The sequence below is a fragment of the Actinoplanes sp. NPDC048967 genome (genome assembly GCF_040649415.1).
Classification (GTDB): domain Bacteria; phylum Actinomycetota; class Actinomycetes; order Mycobacteriales; family Micromonosporaceae; genus Actinoplanes.
In genome coordinates, this window is the sequence record NZ_JBEZFL010000002.1 from 357,130 (window position 1) to 375,940 (window position 18,811).

At 71.4% G+C, this 18,811-nt stretch carries 23 protein-coding genes; 11 read left to right on the forward strand and 12 right to left on the reverse strand.

Annotated features, from left to right (window positions below):
• Positions 1–40 precede the first annotated feature (40 nt).
• On the reverse strand, positions 41–2,161 hold the full coding sequence (locus AB0C12_RS08335) for a diguanylate cyclase (protein ID WP_360545555.1): 2,121 nt from the start codon (positions 2,159–2,161) through the stop codon (positions 41–43).
• Between the two features lie 81 nt (positions 2,162–2,242).
• On the opposite strand from AB0C12_RS08335, the gene AB0C12_RS08340 reads away from it, so the two are divergent.
• The 3 genes from AB0C12_RS08340 to AB0C12_RS08350 all read left to right on the forward strand — a co-directional run bounded on the left by AB0C12_RS08340 (position 2,243) and on the right by AB0C12_RS08350 (position 4,140).
• Positions 2,243–2,848: a 5-formyltetrahydrofolate cyclo-ligase gene (locus AB0C12_RS08340; RefSeq protein ID WP_360545557.1), complete on the forward strand. Its 606-nt coding sequence runs from the start codon at positions 2,243–2,245 to the stop codon at positions 2,846–2,848.
• A 68-nt stretch (positions 2,849–2,916) separates the two neighbouring features.
• Positions 2,917–3,288 carry an FmdB family zinc ribbon protein gene (locus tag AB0C12_RS08345; protein WP_360545559.1) on the forward strand — a complete coding sequence of 124 codons (372 nt, stop codon included), beginning with the start codon at positions 2,917–2,919 and terminating at the stop codon, positions 3,286–3,288.
• A gap of 426 nt (positions 3,289–3,714) precedes the next feature.
• A complete protein-coding gene (locus AB0C12_RS08350) occupies positions 3,715–4,140 on the forward strand; it encodes a flagellar biosynthesis protein FlgA (protein ID WP_360545561.1) in 426 nt (141 codons plus the stop codon).
• A gap of 130 nt (positions 4,141–4,270) precedes the next feature.
• On the opposite strand, the gene AB0C12_RS08355 is transcribed toward AB0C12_RS08350, so the two are convergent.
• Positions 4,271–4,453 (reverse strand): hypothetical protein, encoded by a 183-nt coding sequence (locus AB0C12_RS08355; RefSeq protein ID WP_360545563.1) that lies wholly within the window; start codon positions 4,451–4,453, stop codon positions 4,271–4,273.
• A gap of 56 nt (positions 4,454–4,509) precedes the next feature.
• Here AB0C12_RS08355 and AB0C12_RS08360 point away from each other — a divergent pair, with 56 nt between their 5' ends.
• A complete protein-coding gene (locus AB0C12_RS08360; protein ID WP_360545565.1) occupies positions 4,510–4,842 on the forward strand; it encodes a translation initiation factor 2 in 333 nt (110 codons plus the stop codon).
• A gap of 481 nt (positions 4,843–5,323) precedes the next feature.
• Here the strand turns inward: AB0C12_RS08360 and AB0C12_RS08365 are convergent, their stop codons facing one another.
• Positions 5,324–5,803, reverse strand: a complete 480-nt coding sequence (locus tag AB0C12_RS08365) for a DUF2231 domain-containing protein (protein WP_360545567.1) — start codon at positions 5,801–5,803, stop codon at positions 5,324–5,326.
• A gap of 203 nt (positions 5,804–6,006) precedes the next feature.
• On the opposite strand from AB0C12_RS08365, the gene AB0C12_RS08370 reads away from it, so the two are divergent.
• A complete protein-coding gene (locus AB0C12_RS08370) occupies positions 6,007–6,441 on the forward strand; it encodes a Fur family transcriptional regulator (RefSeq protein ID WP_360545569.1) in 435 nt (144 codons plus the stop codon).
• 39 nt (positions 6,442–6,480) lie between these two features.
• Complete coding sequence (locus AB0C12_RS08375; RefSeq protein ID WP_360545571.1) at positions 6,481–7,341, forward strand: oxygenase MpaB family protein; 861 nt, start codon at positions 6,481–6,483, stop codon at positions 7,339–7,341.
• Here the strand turns inward: AB0C12_RS08375 and AB0C12_RS08380 are convergent.
• From AB0C12_RS08380 to AB0C12_RS08410, 7 genes are all read right to left on the reverse strand, one after another.
• The gene (locus tag AB0C12_RS08380; RefSeq protein WP_360547066.1) at positions 7,333–8,166 is read right to left on the reverse strand and encodes a PD-(D/E)XK nuclease family protein; all 834 of its coding nucleotides are present in this window, start codon (positions 8,164–8,166) and stop codon (positions 7,333–7,335) included. The genes AB0C12_RS08375 and AB0C12_RS08380 overlap by 9 nt on opposite strands.
• Positions 8,167–8,255: 89 nt before the next feature.
• Positions 8,256–8,873, reverse strand: a complete 618-nt coding sequence (locus AB0C12_RS08385; protein WP_360545573.1) for a MarC family protein — start codon at positions 8,871–8,873, stop codon at positions 8,256–8,258.
• Between the two features lie 51 nt (positions 8,874–8,924).
• Complete coding sequence (locus AB0C12_RS08390; protein ID WP_360547068.1) at positions 8,925–9,782, reverse strand: PHP domain-containing protein; 858 nt, start codon at positions 9,780–9,782, stop codon at positions 8,925–8,927.
• Positions 9,783–9,834: 52 nt separating this feature from the next.
• Positions 9,835–10,698, reverse strand: coding sequence for a PH domain-containing protein (locus AB0C12_RS08395; protein WP_360545575.1), 864 nt, complete (start codon positions 10,696–10,698; stop codon positions 9,835–9,837).
• A gap of 9 nt (positions 10,699–10,707) precedes the next feature.
• Positions 10,708–10,866: a hypothetical protein gene (locus AB0C12_RS08400; RefSeq protein ID WP_015625668.1), complete on the reverse strand. Its 159-nt coding sequence runs from the start codon at positions 10,864–10,866 to the stop codon at positions 10,708–10,710.
• 129 nt (positions 10,867–10,995) lie between these two features.
• On the reverse strand, positions 10,996–11,676 hold the full coding sequence (locus tag AB0C12_RS08405; protein ID WP_360545577.1) for a DUF6758 family protein: 681 nt from the start codon (positions 11,674–11,676) through the stop codon (positions 10,996–10,998).
• Between the two features lie 89 nt (positions 11,677–11,765).
• The gene (locus tag AB0C12_RS08410; protein WP_360545579.1) at positions 11,766–12,521 is read right to left on the reverse strand and encodes an RNA methyltransferase; all 756 of its coding nucleotides are present in this window, start codon (positions 12,519–12,521) and stop codon (positions 11,766–11,768) included.
• A gap of 464 nt (positions 12,522–12,985) precedes the next feature.
• Between AB0C12_RS08410 and trxA the strand changes: the two genes are divergently transcribed.
• The 4 genes from trxA to AB0C12_RS08430 all read left to right on the forward strand — a co-directional run bounded on the left by trxA (position 12,986) and on the right by AB0C12_RS08430 (position 16,475).
• Positions 12,986–13,348: a thioredoxin gene (gene trxA / locus AB0C12_RS08415; protein ID WP_212986446.1), complete on the forward strand. Its 363-nt coding sequence runs from the start codon at positions 12,986–12,988 to the stop codon at positions 13,346–13,348.
• A gap of 126 nt (positions 13,349–13,474) precedes the next feature.
• On the forward strand, positions 13,475–15,439 hold the full coding sequence (locus AB0C12_RS08420) for an intein-containing Rv2578c family radical SAM protein (protein ID WP_360545581.1): 1,965 nt from the start codon (positions 13,475–13,477) through the stop codon (positions 15,437–15,439).
• A 29-nt stretch (positions 15,440–15,468) separates the two neighbouring features.
• Complete coding sequence (locus AB0C12_RS08425) at positions 15,469–15,876, forward strand: CoA-binding protein (RefSeq protein WP_360545583.1); 408 nt, start codon at positions 15,469–15,471, stop codon at positions 15,874–15,876.
• 89 nt (positions 15,877–15,965) lie between these two features.
• A complete protein-coding gene (locus AB0C12_RS08430; protein WP_360545585.1) occupies positions 15,966–16,475 on the forward strand; it encodes a DUF4190 domain-containing protein in 510 nt (169 codons plus the stop codon).
• Positions 16,476–16,522: 47 nt separating this feature from the next.
• Here the strand turns inward: AB0C12_RS08430 and AB0C12_RS08435 are convergent, their stop codons facing one another.
• Complete coding sequence (locus AB0C12_RS08435) at positions 16,523–17,470, reverse strand: SDR family NAD(P)-dependent oxidoreductase (RefSeq protein WP_360545587.1); 948 nt, start codon at positions 17,468–17,470, stop codon at positions 16,523–16,525.
• Between the two features lie 159 nt (positions 17,471–17,629).
• Between AB0C12_RS08435 and AB0C12_RS08440 the strand changes: the two genes are divergently transcribed.
• Positions 17,630–18,121 carry a DUF4190 domain-containing protein gene (locus tag AB0C12_RS08440; protein WP_360545589.1) on the forward strand — a complete coding sequence of 164 codons (492 nt, stop codon included), beginning with the start codon at positions 17,630–17,632 and terminating at the stop codon, positions 18,119–18,121.
• Positions 18,122–18,135: 14 nt separating this feature from the next.
• Here AB0C12_RS08440 and AB0C12_RS08445 read toward each other — a convergent pair whose 3' ends face one another.
• Positions 18,136–18,771, reverse strand: coding sequence for a hypothetical protein (locus AB0C12_RS08445; RefSeq protein WP_360545591.1), 636 nt, complete (start codon positions 18,769–18,771; stop codon positions 18,136–18,138).
• Positions 18,772–18,811 lie beyond the last annotated feature (40 nt).

Genomic DNA, 18,811 nt, shown 5'->3' on the forward strand with positions numbered 1-18,811 from the left:
CCGCACCTTCGCTCAGTTCATGCCCGGACATGCCGCGAGACTATCGGCCACGGGCCTGTCGCGGCGGTTGTGGCCCGCCGGGCGTGCCCGGCGGCACGGCATCTGGACCCGCCGCATGATCGAAATGCCCCTCCGGTACGCCCGCCGAAACCGCGGTATCCGTCACAGTTGCCGCGGGCACCGGCGCGGACTCGGCCAACCGGTAGGTGTCTCTCCCCGCATTCTTCGCGGCGTAGAGCGCGTCGTCAGCCGCATCGAGAACCTGCTGCGCGGTCGTACCGTGCTCGGGGTAGACGGCGATGCCGATCGAGACGCTGATCGCGACCCGGTCGACCGGCTGCCCGGCGGCCGCGTCCTGCCGGCGGGCGTCGATCGGCACCGGGATCTCCCGGACCGCGGCCCCGAGCCGCTCGGCCACGATCACCCCGCCGTACGCGTCGGTCTCCGGCAGCAGCACCACGAACTCCTCGCCACCCTGCCGGAACGCGACGTCGACCTCACGCAACCCGATCCGGATCCGCCGGGCGAACTCCCCCAGCACCGTGTCCCCGGCGGCGTGCCCGTACTTGTCGTTGACGTCCTTGAAATGGTCCAGGTCGAGCACGAGCACGGTCAGCATCCGGCCGAAGCGGCTGGCCCGTTCCACCTCGCGGCGCAGCGCCTCGCGCAGGTAGCGGTAGTTCCACAGCCCGGTGAGCGGATCGGTGAGCGAGAGCCGCTGCGCCTCCTCGTGCATCCGGACGTTGTGCACGGCCACCCCGGCCTGCCCGGCGAAGGTCCGCAGGGTGAGCAGGTCAGCGTCGTCGAAACCGTCGCTGCCGAGCCGGTCGTAGAGGGCCAGCACACCCAGCGTCGCCGGCCGCCCGGAGATCAACGTGTCGCCGGGCACGAGCGGGTCGCCGACGGTGGCCGGGGCGCAGATCGGCACGGCCACGTACGTCCGGCAGGCCGGCTCGTCGAGCGTGCTCCCGTCCGGCCCGCACCGGCCGCGCCGCGGCTCGCCGCTGGCCGCGACCGCACCGAGGATGCCCGTGCCCAGCGGCACCCGCAGCGCGGGCAGCTCGGCCTCCGGCACGTCCCAGCGGCCGGTCAGCCCTTCGGCGCAGCGGGCCACCAGCCGGCCGTCGGCCGGGTCGATGAGCAGCACGACGCCGGCCCGGGCCCCGGTGGCCGACAACGCGGTCTGCAGGATGACCTCAAGGATCCGGTGCAGGTCGTGGGTGCTGGACAGGGTGTCGCCGAGGATGGCGAGATGGCCGCGGAGCTGGTCGCGGCTGGCGGTCAGAGCCTGCACGTACGCCTGGAGCTCGCGGGTCATCCGGTTGAAGGTGCCGGCGAGCCGGCCCAGCTCGTCGTCGCGACCGACCGGCACCCGGGTGCCGAGCTCGCCGTCGGCCACCTTCGCGACGGCCCGGACCAGCTCCTCCAGCGGCCGGGTGGTGGAGCGGGCGAGCCGGCGGGCGACGATCATCGCCACCCCGGCGACCAGGACGACACCGGCCAGGAGCAGCGCGTACAGGCCGACGGAGCTGTTCTGGCGCACGGACACGACCAGGGGCAGCGGCTGGCCCGGCTCGACGGGGACCGCGCGCAGATAGTGACGGCCGCGCGCGGTGACGTCACCGGGCAGCGCGGCGGCCACGGCCCGGCTCACGGCGGCCGATTCGGAACTCAGAGCAGGTCCGGCGCCGGGACTGTCGCCGGCCAGCAGCGTCACCTCGGCGCCGCAGGACGCGGCCAGTCGGGCCACGAACCCGGCGTCCAGCGCCTGCGCGGCCGCCACGGTGACCTGCCCCTGCCGGGCGCGCGCGACGATGGCGGTCACGCTGCCGCCGGTGGCGGGCGCCTGGCAGTCGCGCTGACCGCCGGGGTCGCTCGCCCCGATCCGGATCTCGGAGGCCAGCCCGCGCGTGACGAGCTGGTCCGCGGCGGTTCGCCGGTCCGCCTCCGGCAGCACGGCGACGGCGTCGGCGGCGGCCTGCAGCTGCCGGCACATCGCGCCGATGGCGGTACGCACCGTCGTCGCGGCATGATCGAGTCGCTCGACCGTCCGGTCCCGGCTCACTGTGGCGACGGTCATGCCGACGAAGAAGGATCCGAGCAGAACCGGACCGAGCACGACCGCCAGAAAAGCAGTAGTGAGTCGGCCACGCAGAGTCACACGTCCTCCTGGAAGTGGCCTTCTTTGGAGCGATGCTGACATAGTGTGCGCCGTTTGCCGGTTTCTAAAAGGGGGTGTTGCATGCCGGATTTCGCCGGTGGAGCGGAAAAATCTCGGCCCGAGAAGATCGCGCTACGCAATCAGCTGCTCGCAGCGCGTAAATCTCTCACCCCCCAAACCCGCGCGAAGGCCGCGGCCGCGATCCAAGCCGCCCTGAGAGATCTCGTACGCGCACAGTCCCCCACGATGATCGCGGGGTATGTCCCCCTGGCGCCGGAGCCCGGCGGCCCCGACCTGCCCGAGGTCCTGGGCGGACGGCTCATCCTGCCGGTGCTGCTGCCGGACAACGACCTCGACTGGGTCCGCTACGAGGGGCCGGACACGCTGCGGCCAGGCCCGCGAGGCCTGCGGGAGCCGATCGGGCCCCGCCTCGGCGTCGACGCGATCGCCCAGGCCAACCTGCTGATCGTCCCCGCACTGGCCGTCGACCGCAGCGGCATGCGCCTGGGCCGTGGCGGCGGCTCCTACGACCGCGCGCTGACCCGCGCCGGACGGGCGTACACGGTGGCGCTGCTGCACGACGGTGAGCTGCTGCCCGAGGTGCCGGCCGAGCCGCACGACCGCCGCGTACACGCCGCGATCACACCGGCCGAGGGTCTCAGCGACACCGCGGACTGGACGAAATAAACTCCGATGACGGAGCATTGGCACTCCTAGACGGCGAGTGCCAAGCCATTGAGCAACACGGAGGACCAGTGCCCACGTACCAGTACGCCTGCACCGAGTGTGGTGAACAGCTCGAGGCGGTGCAGTCCTTCTCCGACCCGGCCCTCACCGAGTGCCCGAACTGCAGCGGCAAGCTCCGCAAGGTCTTCAACTCGGTGGGCATCGTCTTCAAGGGCTCCGGCTTCTACCGCAACGACTCCCGCGCCGGGAACGTGAGCGCCGAGAAGTCCGCCGCGCCCGCCGGCGAGAGCAAGTCGGACTCGTCGTCCTCGACCCCCGCCGCGACGCCTGCGGCCGCGGGCTCGAGCTCGAGCTCGGGTTCAGCCAGCTCGGGCTCGTCGGGGTCCAGCTCGTCGGGCTCCACCCCGGCCAAGTCAGCGACGACTTCGTCCTCCTCCTAGCACGACCGGCTCAGAACTGGGCGGCTGTCCACATCCCAGGGTTGTCCACAGGGCGGCCCCGGGATCTGCTGTGTCCCGCCTATCGTCCTGATCCCTGGCGCCGGATGTCGACGGTGCCCTGGGGGTCAGGAGGCGGTTATGCGCGGCAGAGGCCGCCGGGAGCCCCGGCTGGATCCCGTCCGCTGGCGCCGGCCTGGGCGGGCGGCCTTGCTGCGGTCGGCGGTCGTGGCGGTTCTGATCGGTACGGCGGCGGTGGTGATGTGGGCGCGGCCCGGCGCGTGCGAGCCCGGTCGAGTCGGGTGCGATGCTTGCGGCAGATCTACGCCTGAGCCTGGCGCCCGTGAGCTGGGCACGACGAGCGACCCTGAGCTTCCCGCCTTGACCCCGGTCTCAGTCGTGCGCACTGCGGAGGTCCAGGAGCCGGTCATGGCAGATGAGCCGACGCCGGATCCGGCCGCTGTTGCCGAGTGCCGCGCCGCCGAGGGTGCCGGGACCGCGACGGCACGTGGCCCGACCGGCTTGTCGCCGCGGGCGGCCGGAGCCTCCGACCGGTCCGGCGGGCCGCCGGGTGCCATCGCGGTGCCGCCGGGCTCGATCGGTGTGCCGATCCGCCTGGCCGAGCCCACTGCCTTACGGCTCATCCACCCCGGCGACCACGTCGACGTCTTCCGGCTGTCCAGCACCGGCGAGAGCCCGCAAGCCATCGCGACGGCGGCCCTGGTGCTAGAAGTCACCGGAGCCGAGGATCCCACCAGCGGTGGACTGCTCCTCGCGCTGACGCCGGCCGACGCCAGGCGGGCTGTGACCACGCCCGGCGGCGGCTATGCCGTGCTGATCCGCCCTGACGGGTAGCCGTTCCGCTCCGACCCGACGGGCAACCTTTCGGCCCGGCCCGAGGGGCAGTCGCTTCAGCCCCGCCCAATGGGCGGTCGCTTCGGCCCGGCCGGGCGGGCAGTCGCTTCAGCCCGGTCGGGCGGGTGGCTCAGCCCCAGTGCGGCGGGCGATCCTCGAGCAGGCGGTCGTCATTCGAATCGTCCCCGCCGAAACCCCAGCCGCGCTCGGTGTCGTCGCGGGTCTGCTCGGGCAGCAGCGGCGTCTCTTCGGGCTCGAAGTCAACGGTGCGCTCCGCGTCGGCATCACGTTCAGGCTCGTCCAAGATGTCCACGCTACGAGGGTAAGCCGCGTCGCGTGCGCTGTCGGTACCCGAGGGATGTAGCGTCGATGAACGTGAGCGCCCCGACCGGATCCGACGACGACGCGTACTGGCAGCGCCCGGATGCCGAGCCGGAGCCCTTCGGCGCCGGCCGCCCGGCCCCGGCGCCCGATCCCGCCCCCACCTACCAAGGCCCGCCCCGCACGCCACCACCGTCGCCGCACTGGCAGCCACCGGTGGTGCGGCAGCCGCCGCCGCCACGCACGATGCCGCCGCAGGACATGGACGCGCTCGACGAATCCGAGGGCTCGGCCCGCACGGTGACCTACGGCATCGGCCTGGTCGTCGGCGCGATCGCCCTGATCCTGATGTGCCTGCTCTGCGCCCGCGTCCTCTTCTGACCCGACAACCGGCTCAGCCGGCCTCGACCTGAGCCAAAGGCCGGGCCGGGGCTCAGCGGAGAGGCCGCCAGGCGGAATACGCCCAGCCGGAGCGTGAGCCACGCCGAAGCGGACCAAATCCGGAGCGCAGCCAGCCGAAGCCGGAGCGCAGGCCGGTCGAAGCCGGAGTGCAAGCCGGTCAAAGCCGGAGCGCAAGCGCAAGCCGACGGAAGCAGGAGCGCAAGCCGGCCGAAGCAGACCAAAGCCGGAGCACGACCCAGCCGAAGCAGGCCAAGCCAGCCGAAGCCGGAGCGCAAGCCGACCGAAGCGGACCAAAGCCGGAGCGCGACCCAGCCGAAGCAGGCCGAAGCCGGCCGAAGCCGGAGCGCAAGCCAGCCGAAGCAGGCCAAAGCCGGAGCGCAGGCCAGCCGAAGCAGACCAAAGCCGAAGCGCGAGCACCGCTCCGGCCACCACCCCACATGGCGGCCGGAGCGGCGGATCGTCAGGACCCCGAGCCCCACACAGCCTGAGCCCCGGAATCCCCGGTCCTGAACACGTAATAGCCGGAAACCGCCGCGAGCGCCACCATGATCACCGTGAGTCCTACGTCCGCTGCGCGAGGTAGTGGGCGTTCCGTTCGGCGCAGGGTCAGGAAGACCATGATCAGAGTGACGATGCCGAGGCCCAGCGAGAAGTAGAACGTCAGCTCGCCGTACCCCATGTGGTCGTCGATCGCCGCCAGCGGCGGACCGCTCATGCCGTCGGCCACCAGCCGGTCGCGGAGCGCCTCGCCCGACTCGGTAGCCACCCAGGCCGTCAGTGGCGCGGCCACCGCCAGCAGCACCGCCGCCCAGCCGACCCGTGACCGCCAGCGGGGCAGCACCCCGTACACAATGGCCGTCAGCGCCAGCAACGGTACGAAGACCACCGCCGCGTGGATCACGAGAGCGTGTACGGGCAGGCCGTTGATCTGATCGAACACGGTCACCTCCTTCAGTCGCACGGGATCCGGTCCGCCAGACCAGAACTCTCTGACGACGCAAACATCCCCCCTGTGTGCGCCTACGCGCAGTGGACCATTCCGGTTCACTGTCGCGCGCACCGGTGCCCAGAAAACATGAATCGGTGCCTGACCCGGCAGATGAACCGGTTGAGTACGCCGGCCTGCCGTGCTGTCATGGTGTGATGACGAGCGGTGAGCAATTGCTGCGAGCGACCGGGCTGCGGGTCACGCGGCCCCGGGTGGCGGTGCTCGATGTGCTGACCCAGGGCGGTCACCTGGAGGTCGAGGAGATCACCCGGCAGGTGCGGGACCGCCTGGACTCGGTGTCCACGCAGGCCGTCTACGACGTTCTCGGCGCTCTGTCGCGGGCCGGGCTGGCCCGGCGGATCGAGCCGGCCGGCAGTCCCGCGCGGTTCGAGGCGCGGGTCGGCGACAACCATCATCACGTCGTCTGCCGCGGTTGCGGGACGATCGAGGACGTCGACTGCGCCATCGGCGAGCGGCCCTGCCTCGACCCGAACGTCAGCCACGGATTTGATGTCGACGAGGCCGAGGTCACCTTCTGGGGTCTGTGCCCCGCCTGCCGGCCGAACAGAACCGTCGAACGTTCTGTCTGAACCTGTTCAACTTCGGCTTCCGCGTGGCACGCTGGAGGCATGGACAGCAGCCCGGACATCGGACTCTTCGGCCCGGATTCGGTCACGTGGAAAGTGCACAACGAACCGATCGTGACGATGGGCGGCCTCCGCTCCCTCTATCTGCAGGCGCTGCACCCGCGCGCGGTCGCGGCAGTCGCGCAGAATTCCGGCTACAAGGCCGACCCGTGGGGCCGATTCAACCGCACCTCCGAGTACGTCGGCACCGTGCTCTACGGCAGCACCGACGAGGTCGAACGGGTCGCGAGCCGGATCAGGCGCATGCACTCCCGGATGACCGCGACCGACCCGCGCACCGGTGAACGCTTCCGCATCGACGAGCCGGAGCTGCTGCGCTGGGTGCACGTCGCCGAGGTGGAATCGTTCCTGTCCACCGCCCGCCGCGCCGGCCTGAAGCTGACCGACGAAGAGGTGGACACCTACTACACCGAGCAGCTCAAGGCCGCCGAGCTGGTCGGCCTGGACCCGGCGACCGTCCCGAGCACGGCCGCCGAGGTGGCCGCCTACTACGAGGAGATGCGCCCGCAGCTGGGCATCACCCGCGAGGCCGCCGAGACCGCCCTCTTCCTCACCGTGCCGCCGCTGCCCGACTTCTGGGGCAACCGGGCCCTGCGACTGGGCCTGAACCTCGGGCCGGCCCGCTGGGCCTACTTCGGCGTCGCGGGCACGGCAGTCGCCCTGCTGCCCGCCTGGGCCCGCAAGATGTACGGCGGCCTGGGCCTGCCCACCACCGACCTGTCCGCCGACCTCTCGGTGCGCGGCCTGCGTCTGCTGCTCTCCGCCGTCCTGACCACCGTCCCGGAGCAGTACAAGATGGCTCCGCAACGCCGGGCCGCGCTGGAACGGGTCGGTCTAGCCTGACGCCCGTTCGAGGTGCTCGACCGCGGCCCACGGCTCCTTGGCCGCGACCTCCTGCCCCGCCGGGCACGTACGCCGGAAGTCGCACCACCCGCAGAGGCTGCCCGGATTGGTGGGGAACTCGGCGTCCGGATCCGCCCCGGCCGCCACCGCCTTTTCCGCCGCGATGATGTCGCGGGCGGTGTCCTCGGCCCGCGACACCTGCCGGGCCAGGGACTCCTCGGTGTGCTCGTGCGCCGCGACCGTGCCCGTGGGCAGGTGGTGCAGCTCGACCCGGTGGCACGGCCGGCGGAACACCCGCTGCGCCGCATACGCGTAGAGGGCCAGGGCCTGTGAGCCGCGGGCGTCGTCGGCGTCCAGCCCGGACCGGCCGGTCTTGTAGTCGACGATGACCGCCTCCGGCCCCTGCTCACCCTGCCGGGCGTCGATGCGGTCGGCCCGGCCGTTGAAGGCCAGCACCGCCGTCTTCGTCGCCACCACCCGCTCCACGCCCAGCGGCTCCTCCACCGGATCGAGACCGGCCACATAGGTGTCGAGCCAGTCGAGGGACCTGCGGTAGGCGATCCGCTCCTGCTCGACGTCGCGGTAGCCCTCGCGGACCCAGGTCGCCTTGAGCAGCGTGGGCAGCGACTCGCGGACCCGGCGGTCCGGGGGCACGGCATACCAGTTCTTCAGGGCTGTGTGCACGCTCGCGCCCAGGGAGTTGTGCGCCCAGGGCGGTCCCTTCGGCGGGGACGGGCGGTCGACGTAGGCGTAGCGGTAGCGCCGTGGGCAGTCCGCATACGAGCCGAGCTTGCTCGGCGTGCAGACGAAGAGCCGCTCGGGCATGCCGGCGAAGCCCAACTGCTCGGGCACGGCGGCCGATCGGGGGGAAGTCCTGGGCACCCGGTAATCCTGCCAGCACCCTGCGACAAGAATCAGGCCGCGGCCGTGTACAACTCCACGAAGGCCGCGACCGCGTCCGCGATGAGCTGCACCGCGATGGCCGCCAGGAGCAGACCGGCGATGCGGGTGAGCACTTCGATGCCGCCGGGGCGCAGCAGCTTGACGATGCCGCCGGAGAAGCGCAGCACCAGCCAGACCGTCATCATGACCGCGAGGATGCCGAGGCCGATCACGGTGTAGTCGTTCAGCCCGTCCGCGCGCTGCACGAACAGCATGGTGGCGACGATCGCGCCCGGGCCGGCCAGCAGCGGCGTGCCCAGCGGCACCAGGGCCACGTTGGTCGTGCCGCCCTGCTCAGAGGGCTCGTCCGTCTTGCCGGTCAGCAGCTGCAGGGCCACCAGGACCAGCAGCAGCCCGCCCGCGCCCTGCAACGCGGGCAGCTGGACGTGCAGGTAGTCGAGCAGAGTCTGGCCGGCCACCGCGAAGATCACGATCACGCCCAGCGCCAGCAGCACCGCCTGGGTGCCGGCGCGCGTGCGCTCCTTGGCGGGCAGCGTCCCGGTCAGGGCCAGGAACACCGGCACCATGCCCGGCGGGTCGACGATCACCAGGAGGGTCACGAAGACCTCGCCGAACAACTTCAGATTCACGGGATCAACCTAGGCGCCCGCGCGCAGCGATGCCCTGAACTGCGGTGACCGTCACCCCAGCACGGGAACGCCGCTGGCGGCGGCGACGATCTGCTCGTACGCGGAGGGGTCGGTGGTGAAAGCACCCAGCTGGACCGTCTTGTGCGTGCCGTGGAAGTCCGACGAGCCGGTGACGACCAGGCCGAGCTCCTCGGCCAGCGCGCGCACGTGCGCGCGCTGCGCGACCGTATGGTCCTCGTGGTCGGCCTCCAGGCCGACCAGACCCGCGGCGGCCAGCTCCACGATCAGCTTGTCCGGCACGATGCGACCGCGCACCGTCGCGTTCGGATGGGCGAAGACCGGCACTCCGCCGGCGGCCCGGACGGTCCGCACGGCCTCGAAAACGTCAAGATCGGCTTTGGGTACGAAGTAGCGGGCGCCCAGCCACCGGGAGGCGAAGGCCTCGCTCGTGGTGCGGACCAGCCCGGCCCGGATCAGCGCCTGGGCGATGTGCGGCCGCCCGACCGATCCGCCCGCCGCGTAACCGCTGACCTCGGGCCAGCTGATGTCCACCCCGTCCGCGCGGAGCAACCCGACGATCTTCTCCGCGCGCTGCTCACGGTCGCTGCGCAGCCGGATCAGGTCGGCGGCCAGGGCTGGATCCCGGGGATCGAACAGGTACGCCAGCAGGTGCAGTGGGATGGCCGGCTCCACGCCGTACCACCGGCAGGACAGCTCGGCGCCGCGGACCAGAGCCAGGCCGGGCGGGCGCGCCGCCTCGGCCGCCGCCCAGCCGCCGGTGGTGTCGTGATCCGTGATGGCCATCACGTCCAGGCCGGCCCGGGCACCCGCGGCCACCAGCTCGGCCGGGGTCAGCGTGCCGTCGCTGGCGGTCGAATGGCAGTGCAGGTCGATGCTGGGCAGGTCGATTCTGGTCACCCGAAGACGCTACCGGGTGGTCGCCGCACAGCACTGAGGAGCGTCAGGCGTCGTCGCCCGCGTCACCGTCCTTGCCCAGCCGGGCCTCGACCGCCTGCGGCTCGTACATCTCCTCGACGACGCGCAGGTACAGCTCGTTGGGGTTGGGCAGGTGCTTGACCTCACGCAGCGCCTGGTCCTGGCCGGCCGACTCCAGCACGAACGTGCCGTAGCTGAGCATGCGGCCCAGGGCGGACTGCTCGTACTTCATGTCGGTGACCCGCAGCAGCGGCATCATGGCGACCTTGCGGGTGACGATGCCGTTGACCACCATGACCCGCTTGTTGGTCAGGATGAAGCGGTCGAAATACCAGTCGCCGACCTTCCAGGCGACCCAGCCCATGACGCCGAGCCAGATCAGCACGGCCGCGGTGACCAGGCCGTCGATCTCCTGGCGGGTCAGGAAGCCGGCGAGGTAACCGAGCAGCAGGGTCGAGCCGATGCCGACCAGCAGCGGAGTGGACAGGTGGATCCAGTGCCGCTTCCACTCGCCGCGGTACCGCTCGGTCGGGAAGAGGTAGCGGGAGACCAGTGTGGTCGGCTCGTCCTCCAGCGGCAGGACCCGCCGGGGTCCACCCGGGACACCGGCGCCCTCGCCGCCGAGCCCCTGGAGCTCTTCCTCGGTGAAGATGGGGGCGTCGTATTCGCCCGGGTCGCGGTATTCCTCGTCGCGCGGATCGCTCCCGTAGCCCGCGCTCGGCGAATAGCCGGCATCGGGTGAGTAGCCGGGACCGGCTGAGGCCACGCCCCGGCGGTACTCAGGACCGTCGTCGCGAAACGCCGGATCGTTGTAGCCGAAGGTGTCGTCGTCGTCGCGAGGGCGGCGCGCACCCTCGTCTTCAGGTTGCCGCGGCTCGCCAGGACCCATCAGGTGATGTTAAGCGACGAGGTTGGTGAAGAACGTTCCGAAACCACGGGCGATGTCCCCGATGGTGTCGCCCAGGGACTCGAACACCGCGGCGGCCGAGTTCGGGTTGAAGGCGATGAAGAAGATCAAGAATGCGATGCCAAGCCAGGTGAGAACCTTCTTGATCATGGCGGGCCTTCTCCTCCGTTGCGGGTGACGGTCATCGCCGCGGCAACACTCACGGTATCAGTTCAACTGCGCTCTGTGAACATTGTGCCCGAAAAGCCGATGGCGTTCCCGCAGGTCAGGCCTTCGAGTTCAGGCCTTGCCGTGCAGGTACGGGCTCGGCGCTCCGTACACGAGCTCGGGCGGCACCCCGTCGGACAGGTCGTGCAGGACGACATGCTCGGCCAGGAAGTAGCCCGCGCTTGCCGGCCACGCTACCGCATAGAGCCACATTCCTTTGGCTTCACTCACATAGGCGCTGCGATCTTCCGGCGACTTCACACACCACAGTGGAGTCGGGTGCCCGCCGACCCTGATCTTGGCATGCGGGCCGGCGTGTCCACCCCGGTCACACTCGCCCAGAGCCTGGGTGATCAGGTGGCCGGGATCGATGCCGGGGATGCCGGCGAAACGGGTCCCCAGCCCCACGCCCGGCTGCTCGGCGATCAGCACGAGATCGGCCGGGCCACCACCCAACGGGTCCGGGCCGCTGCAGGACAGCGCCGTCGCGCGTACGCCGGAACGCTCATCCCCCGCCCAGCCGACGCCGGTGACCATCCACCCGGGCGGCAACGGCCACGGGCACCACAGCGGCATGTGGTCGACCGTGGGCGCCACCCGCAGCCGCACGCTGTCGAGGATCTCCGGGCCGATGTGCTCGGCCACGTGGAACGGGGAGACGTCGCCACAGTTGTCGCAGCGCCAATCACTGTGCATCAGGTCCGGCGGCCGGACCTGCGCAGCACAACGGGGGCAACTCACTGTGACACCCACCCTCTTAAGGTGGGGCCCGGCCGGGTCGCCGTCAAGCGAATCGGCAGAACCGGGTCGAGCCGTTCGCCCACCCGGGCCACTCGCGATGATCACCCGGGCGGAGGACCCGCGTGGGCGCGTACCCAGGAATGCATCGCGATGCCGCTCGCCACGCCCGCGTTGATCGAGCGCGTGGAGCCGTACTGGGCGATCGAGAAGAGCGCGCTGCACGCGGCGCGGGCGGCCGCGGACAGCCCGGGCCCCTCCTGGCCGAAGATCAGCACGCATTCCCGCGGCAGGGTGACGGTCTCCATCGGGCGTGAGCCCGGCAGGTTGTCGATGCCGATGATCGGCAGCCCCGCGGTCGCCGCCCAGCCGGCGAACTCCTCGATCGTCGGATGGTGTCGCACGTGCTGATAGCGATCCGTGACCATGGCGCCCCGCCTGTTCCACCGCCGCAGGCCGACGATGTGGACCTCGGCGGCGAGGAAGGCGTTGGCGTTGCGCACCACGGTGCCGATGTTGAAATCGTGCTGCCAGTTCTCGATCGCCACGTGGAAGCCGTGCCGGCGCCGATCGAGGTCGGCGACGATGGCCTCACGGCGCCAGTAGCGGTAGCGGTCGACGACATTGCGCCGATCGCCCTGCGCGAGCAGCTCGGGGTCGTAATGATGGTCAGCGGGCCAGGCACCGGGCCAAGGGCCGACGCCGACCTCGAGCTCGGGCTCGGCCTCTGCCTCGGGACCGGCCGGGCTGAGCGGTGCCGCCGGGCTGAGCGGTGCCGCCGGGCTGAGCGGTGCCGCCTGGCCCGACGGCGCAGCTGGGCTCAGGGGCACGGCCGGGCTCACAGGATCTTCGGCGGTCATGGTCGAGCAGGCTATCCAGGGGCTCGCGGGCCACACCTGGGGGGAGACGCAATGAGCGGCGGGGCCCTCCCCGGCACCCGCCGCCCACGCTCTGTTGAGAAAGAGTTTGCCTTACCCTCCGTATCGATGTGAAGGGTTCCCAACAGTGAGCCAAGTCACATTTAACTTTGTTACCTATTACCTTCGGTGGTTACCTCGTCGTTATCAAGCTGCGATAGGTCGTCCTGAGACCGGTTATCGAGGCAGCCTGAGGCGCAAACTGGACGACACAGGGTTGTTCACAACTGAGAGCGCTCTCCCTACTTTGGGTTACGCTGAGTCGCTCAAGGTCCACGCCGCGACCGCAAAAGGTGCCTCAGACCACGTGTCGCCGGCGCCGACGGCGGGAATCACTGAGGACGTGAGCAGGTTGGACCGCACGTAGGCCAATTTCCCGTGGCCTTTTTCCCGTGGACGGAGAGATCATGGCGACCGTTGCGCTGACCACAGAGAATTTCGACGAGGTGACCGGCAAGGACGGCATCGTCCTGGTCGACTTCTGGGCCAGCTGGTGCGGGCCCTGCGTCCGCTTCGCGCCGACGTACGAGCGTTCCTCGGAGAAGCACACCGAGATCACCTTCGGCAAGGTCGACACCGAGGCCCAGCAGGAGCTGGCCGCGAAGTTCGACATCCGCTCGATCCCGACGATCATGGCAGTGCGCGACGGCGTCATCGTCTTCTCGCAGCCCGGCGCCCTCCCCGAGTCCGCGCTGGAGAGCCTGATCGAGCAGGTCGAGAAGCTCGACATGGACGACGTGCGCAAGCAGCTGGCCGCGCACAACCACTGACCCGCGAGGTCACCGGCGCCGCGGACCTGCCAGGTCCGCGGCGCTTTCGCGTCCGGCCCACTTCTTTCCGGTACGGCTTCCGGATGCGGGTAGACAGTGGATCGAACATGTGTTCGAATCTTCGCCATGCGATGGTCACACCTGTCGGCCCCGGCCGGCGACGACTCGCTCCCGGACAGGGCAGCGCCGGCGGCCCCACCCCTGCCGCTGGCGCTGCCCGGCGCGACCGTCCGCACCTTCGACACGCCCGGGTTCGCCGGCATGACGTTCTACGAGATCCGGGCCAAGTCCCTGATCAACAGGGTGCCCGGCGCGTCCCGGGTGCCCTTCGAGTGGACGATCAATCCCTACCGGGGCTGCTCGCACGCCTGCTCCTACTGCCTGAGCGGCGACACCCCGATCCTGCTGGCCGACGGGTCGACCCGGCCGCTGTCGCAGGTGCAGGTCGGCGACGCGGTGCTCGGCACGATGGGCGCCGGTCCGCACCGGCGCTATGTGCCGACCACGGTGCTCGACCACTGGACCACCAGCAAGCCGGCCTTCCGGGTCACCCTGGCCGACGGCACCCGCCTGGTGTCCAGTGGTGATCACCGCTTCCTGACCGACCGCGGCTGGCGGCACGTCAGCCCGGCGGAGGCCGGTCTCCCGGCCCTCGCGGTGGGCGACCGGCTGTCCGGCGTGGGCGGCTTCGCCGACCCGCCGAAGGAGTCCCCCGACTACCGCACCGGCTACCTCTGCGGACTGGTCCGCGGCGACGCCGGAGCCCCGGCCGGCGCCCGGGAGAGCGACGCCTGGATCCGCGCGGACTCCTATCTCGAAGACATCCCGATGCACGTGGCGCTGCGCTGGCCGGAGCTCCCGTCCGGCAGCTGGTATCGCGGCTTCCTGGCCGGCGCGTTCGGCGCGACCGGCTGCACCGACCGGCTGGCCGTCGTCTTCACCAGCCGCGACCAGGGCTTCCTGGACCGGATCACGGACGCCCTGACCCACCTCGGCCTGCCCAGCCGCCGCCCGCCGCACCCGCAGCTCGGCGAGGTCTACTCCGTCGAGGTCGCCCGTGACCTGTGGGCCGCCCTGCGCTTCCGGCACCTGACCGGGGTGAGCGGGGCACCGCTGGACGCGGCCGGGGTCGGGGTGCGCAGCGAGCCCCAGCTCACCGTGGCCGACATCGAGGACCTCGGGCTGACCCTGCCGCTCTACGACATCACCACCGGCACGGGCGACTTCATCGCCGACGGCGTGGTGAGTCACAACTGCTTCGCCCGCAACACCCACACGTACCTCGACCTGGACGCCGGCCACGACTTCGACTCCAAGGTGGTCGTCAAGGTCAACGCGGGTGAGCTGGTCCGCCGTGAGCTGGCCGCCCCGAGGTGGTCCGGCGCACCCATCGCCATGGGCACCAACGTGGACGTCTACCAGCGGGCCGAGGGCCGCTACCGTCTGATGCCGCCGATCCTGACGGCCCTGCGCGACTTCGCCAACCCGTTCTCGATCCTGACCAAGGGCACGCTGATCCTGCGCGACCTGGAGCTGCTGCGGCAGGCGGCCACGGTCACCGACGTCAGCCTGTCGATGTCGATCGGCTTCGTCGACGAGCGGATGTGGCGGGCCGTCGAGTCGGGCACCCCGAGCCCACGCCGGCGCCTCGACGCGGTCGCCCGCCTGACCGACGCCGGGTTCTCGGTGGGGGTCCTGATGGCCCCGATCCTCCCGGGCCTGACCGACTCGGACGAGTCCATCGAGGAGACCGTCGCCGCCATCGCCGCCGCCGGCGCGGCCAGCGTCTCCCCACTGGTGCTGCACCTGCGGCCGGGCGCCCGCGAGTGGTACGCGGCGTGGCTCACCCGCGAGCACCCGGAGCTGGCGCCGCGCTATCGCGAGCTGTTCCGGGCCGGCTCGTACGCACCGCAGTCGTTCCAGAAGGAGATCGGCGCGCGGGTGCGGATGGCAGCCCGGCGGCACGGACTGCACCGAGCGGCGATGGGTGAGGCCCGCGCCGCCGGTGCGAACGCGGCACCGGCAACGGCATACGGAGTGACCGGCACGACGATCCGCGAAGCCGAACCCCAGCAACTGACCCTGCTGTGACCCGGCCGCGCGTGGCTAGAGTCGGGGGTATGAGGAGTGCACAGCAGATCCTGGCCGAGGCGAACGTCATTGCCGTGGTCGGGGCCTCCCGGGACCCGCACAAGCCGTCGCACACCGTGCCGTTGCAGATGCTCCGGTACGGGTGGCGCATCATCCCGGTCAACCCGTTCGTCGACGAGGTCTTCGGGGTCCGCACCGTGCCCACGCTCGCCGACCTGGACGAGCCCGTCGACCTGGTCGACATCTTCCGGCCCGCCGCCGACGCGCTGGAGATCGTGCGGCAGGCCGTCGCCATCAAGGCTCCCGCGGTCTGGTTGCAGACCGGCATCGTCTCGGCCGAGGCCCGCCGGATCGCCACCGAGGCCGGGCTGGACTACGTCGAGGACCGCTGCCTGGCCGTCGAACGGGCCGTCGGCCGGCTCACCAAGTTGTCCTGAGCCGATCCGGCAGGTCGGATACCCTGCGTCGGGTCCCCTCGACTACGCCCCGGCTAGTACCGTGCCGGGGTGAACGAGGAGGACCTCTGATGACTTACCCGCCGCCCGGTGGTACGCCGGATCCATATCAGCCCCAGCAGCCCTACGGGCAGCAGCCGGGTTACGACCCCAACTCGCCCTACTCGCAGGACCCCTATGCGGCTCCGGCCAGCGGCGCGCCGTCCAGCGGACAGCCGTACGGGCAGCAGCCGCCCTACGGTGCCCCGTCCAGCGGACAGCCCTACGGCCAGCCGCAGTACGGCCAGCAGCAGCCCGGCTACGGCCAGCCGTACGCGCAGCAGCCCTACACGCCCCAGGCGCCGACCAACACCATGGCCATCCTGGCGCTGGTCTTCGCCTTCGTGTTCGCGCCCGCCGCGATCGTCATGGGGCACGTCGCCAAGAAGCAGATCCGGCAGACCGGCGAGTCCGGTGAGGGCCTGGCCACCGCCGGCCTCTGGCTGGGTTACATCTTCACCAGCATCTACGTGCTGATCTGCGCCTTCTACATCGTCGTGGCGATCTTCGCGATCGGCTCGTCCGGCAGCACCACCTACTGACGTACGGCCCGCCCGGTGGACCAGCGTCCACCGGGCGTTCCGGCGGCTCAGCGGAACTCGGCCTCGCGGACGCTGTTGCCGCCGTCGACCACGAGCATCTGCCCGGTGATGTACGACGCCGCGGGCGAGCACAGGAAGGCGATCGCCGCCGCCACCTCGTCCGGGGTGCCCGGGCGCCCGATCGGGGTGCCGAGGCCCTGCTTGATCTCCGTGACGGTGGACGCGGCGGTGTAGATCGTGCCCGGCGCCACGCAGTTGACGTTGATGCCGTCGGCCACCAGCTCCATCGCCAGCGCCCGGGTCAGGCCGACGACGCCCGACTTCGCCGCGGCGTAGGCGGCCTCGGTGGGCAGGGCGTTGATCGGGCCCGCCGTCGCCGCCAGGTTCACGATGCGGCCCCAGCCCTGCTCGGACATGCCGCCCACGAACGCCCGGCTGCACAGGAACGCGGTGCTCAGGTTCCGGTCGATCTCGGCGCGCCACTCGTCGTAGGTGAGCTGGGCGACCGGGCGCAGCACCTCGGGGCTGGTCCGGCTGGCCAGGCCCGCGTTGTTGACCAGCACCTCGACGTCGCCGAGCTGGTCGAGGACCGCGTCGGCGAGCGCACCGACCTCGGCCTCGTCGGTGAGATCGGCCACGAAACCGGTGACGCCCAGCTCGGACGCGCGTTCGTGGATCCGCCGCGTCGTCGACACGATCGCCACCCGGGCGCCGAGGTCGCGCAGCCGGCGCGCGGTCGCGTACCCGATGCCGTCCGGGCTGCCGGCGCCGGTGACCAGCGCGACCTTTCCGTCCAACCGCAGCGTCACGGGGCCCTCCTCCGGCTCGGTCACGGGGTCGTCCTGGGCCGGGCCGGACTCGGCGACCGGATCGGGCCCCAGGTCCTGCTCGGGCTCGGAACTGGGCGCGGCAGACCGGGGCCGACGGCCGGCCGCCGGGCGGGTGGCGTCCCGCCTCGAGCGGCTGCCGCTGGCGGTACGGGCGTCGAAGACCATGCGGCGATCCTGCCCGCTCCCGCGAGCCGGGGCAAACATCGGACCACCGTGGCGCGCGGCGACCGCACACCGCGCACAACCAGGCACGCGGTGTGCGCGGCGCCGTGACACGGCCGCCTATTCTGGCGGGCGCAGATGCAGCGCCGGACGGAGGCAGTCATGACCTATCCACCGCCGCCCGGACCGGACGGCACCTATCCGCCACCGCCGGACCCGCCGATCCAGGCGTATCAACCGCCACCGCCCAACCCGCAGCAGTACGGCTACGACTATCCGGCACCTCAGATCCAGGGGTACGGCGTCCCGCCCACGCCGGGTTACGACTACGGCAACTCCGGCAGCCCGTACTCCCAGCAGGAGGGCTATCCGTACGCGCCGGCCCGGCCGACCGAGGGCCTGGCGATCGCGTCCCTGGTCGTGTCGTGCGCCGGGGTGGCCGGCCTGTGCCTCTGGTCGATCGGCGGGCTGCTCGGCATCGTCGGTGCGATCCTCGGTCACGTGGCCCGCAGCCGGATCCGCACCACGGGTGCGGGCGGGGCCGGCCTGGCGCTGGCCGGCATCATCGTCGGCTGGGTCGTCACCGCGATCGCGGTGCTGGGCATCGCCGTCTTCGTCATCTTCCTGGTCAGAGACTCCGGCAGCACCTACTGAGAGCTGCTGAGGGCTCAGCCGCCCGGCTGGGGCGCGGTCGGCACCCCGGGCTCGGCCAGCGGGATCACCGGGCCCTGCTCGACGAAGATCAGCGGCGCGGTCCGCCCGTACCGCCGCGGCATGGCCTCGCGCGCCCGCTCGACGTCGCGGGTGCCGATCTCCACGCCGCGGCCGTCGTGGCGGGCCACCACGCTGGAGATGCGGACGCCGTCGGCCTGCCAGGCATCGAGGTCGGCGACGATCCGGTCGTGCCAGCCGGTGAGCTCGGCCAGGCTGTGCGTCGTGTCACGGACCACGATGCAGGTGTCCTGCGCGCTCTGCCGGATGAAGTCGTCGAACGCGGCCGACGGCACCCGGTGGACGATCGCGCGTACCCGTTCCTGGTCGACCTCCAGCCCGGCGTAGCTGCCGGCGTGCTCGGCGCGGCCGCCCGCGTCGATGCGGGCCATCGCCGCCTCCAGCTCCGGGGGCGTCGCCGGCAGCACCCGCCCGCCCATCGTGACGGTCGCCGGCCGGCGGGAGAACTCACAGCCGGCCGTGGTCCAGCCTCCGGTCAGGCCGGGCTCGGGGATCTCCGGCTCACCGCAGGAGCTGGTCACGAGCACCGCCCCGAGCAGCAGGCAGCAGAGCCGGTATCGACAGCGGCGCATCTCATCCCACCTCTCTACCGCGCACGGCGGTAGTTCGCCA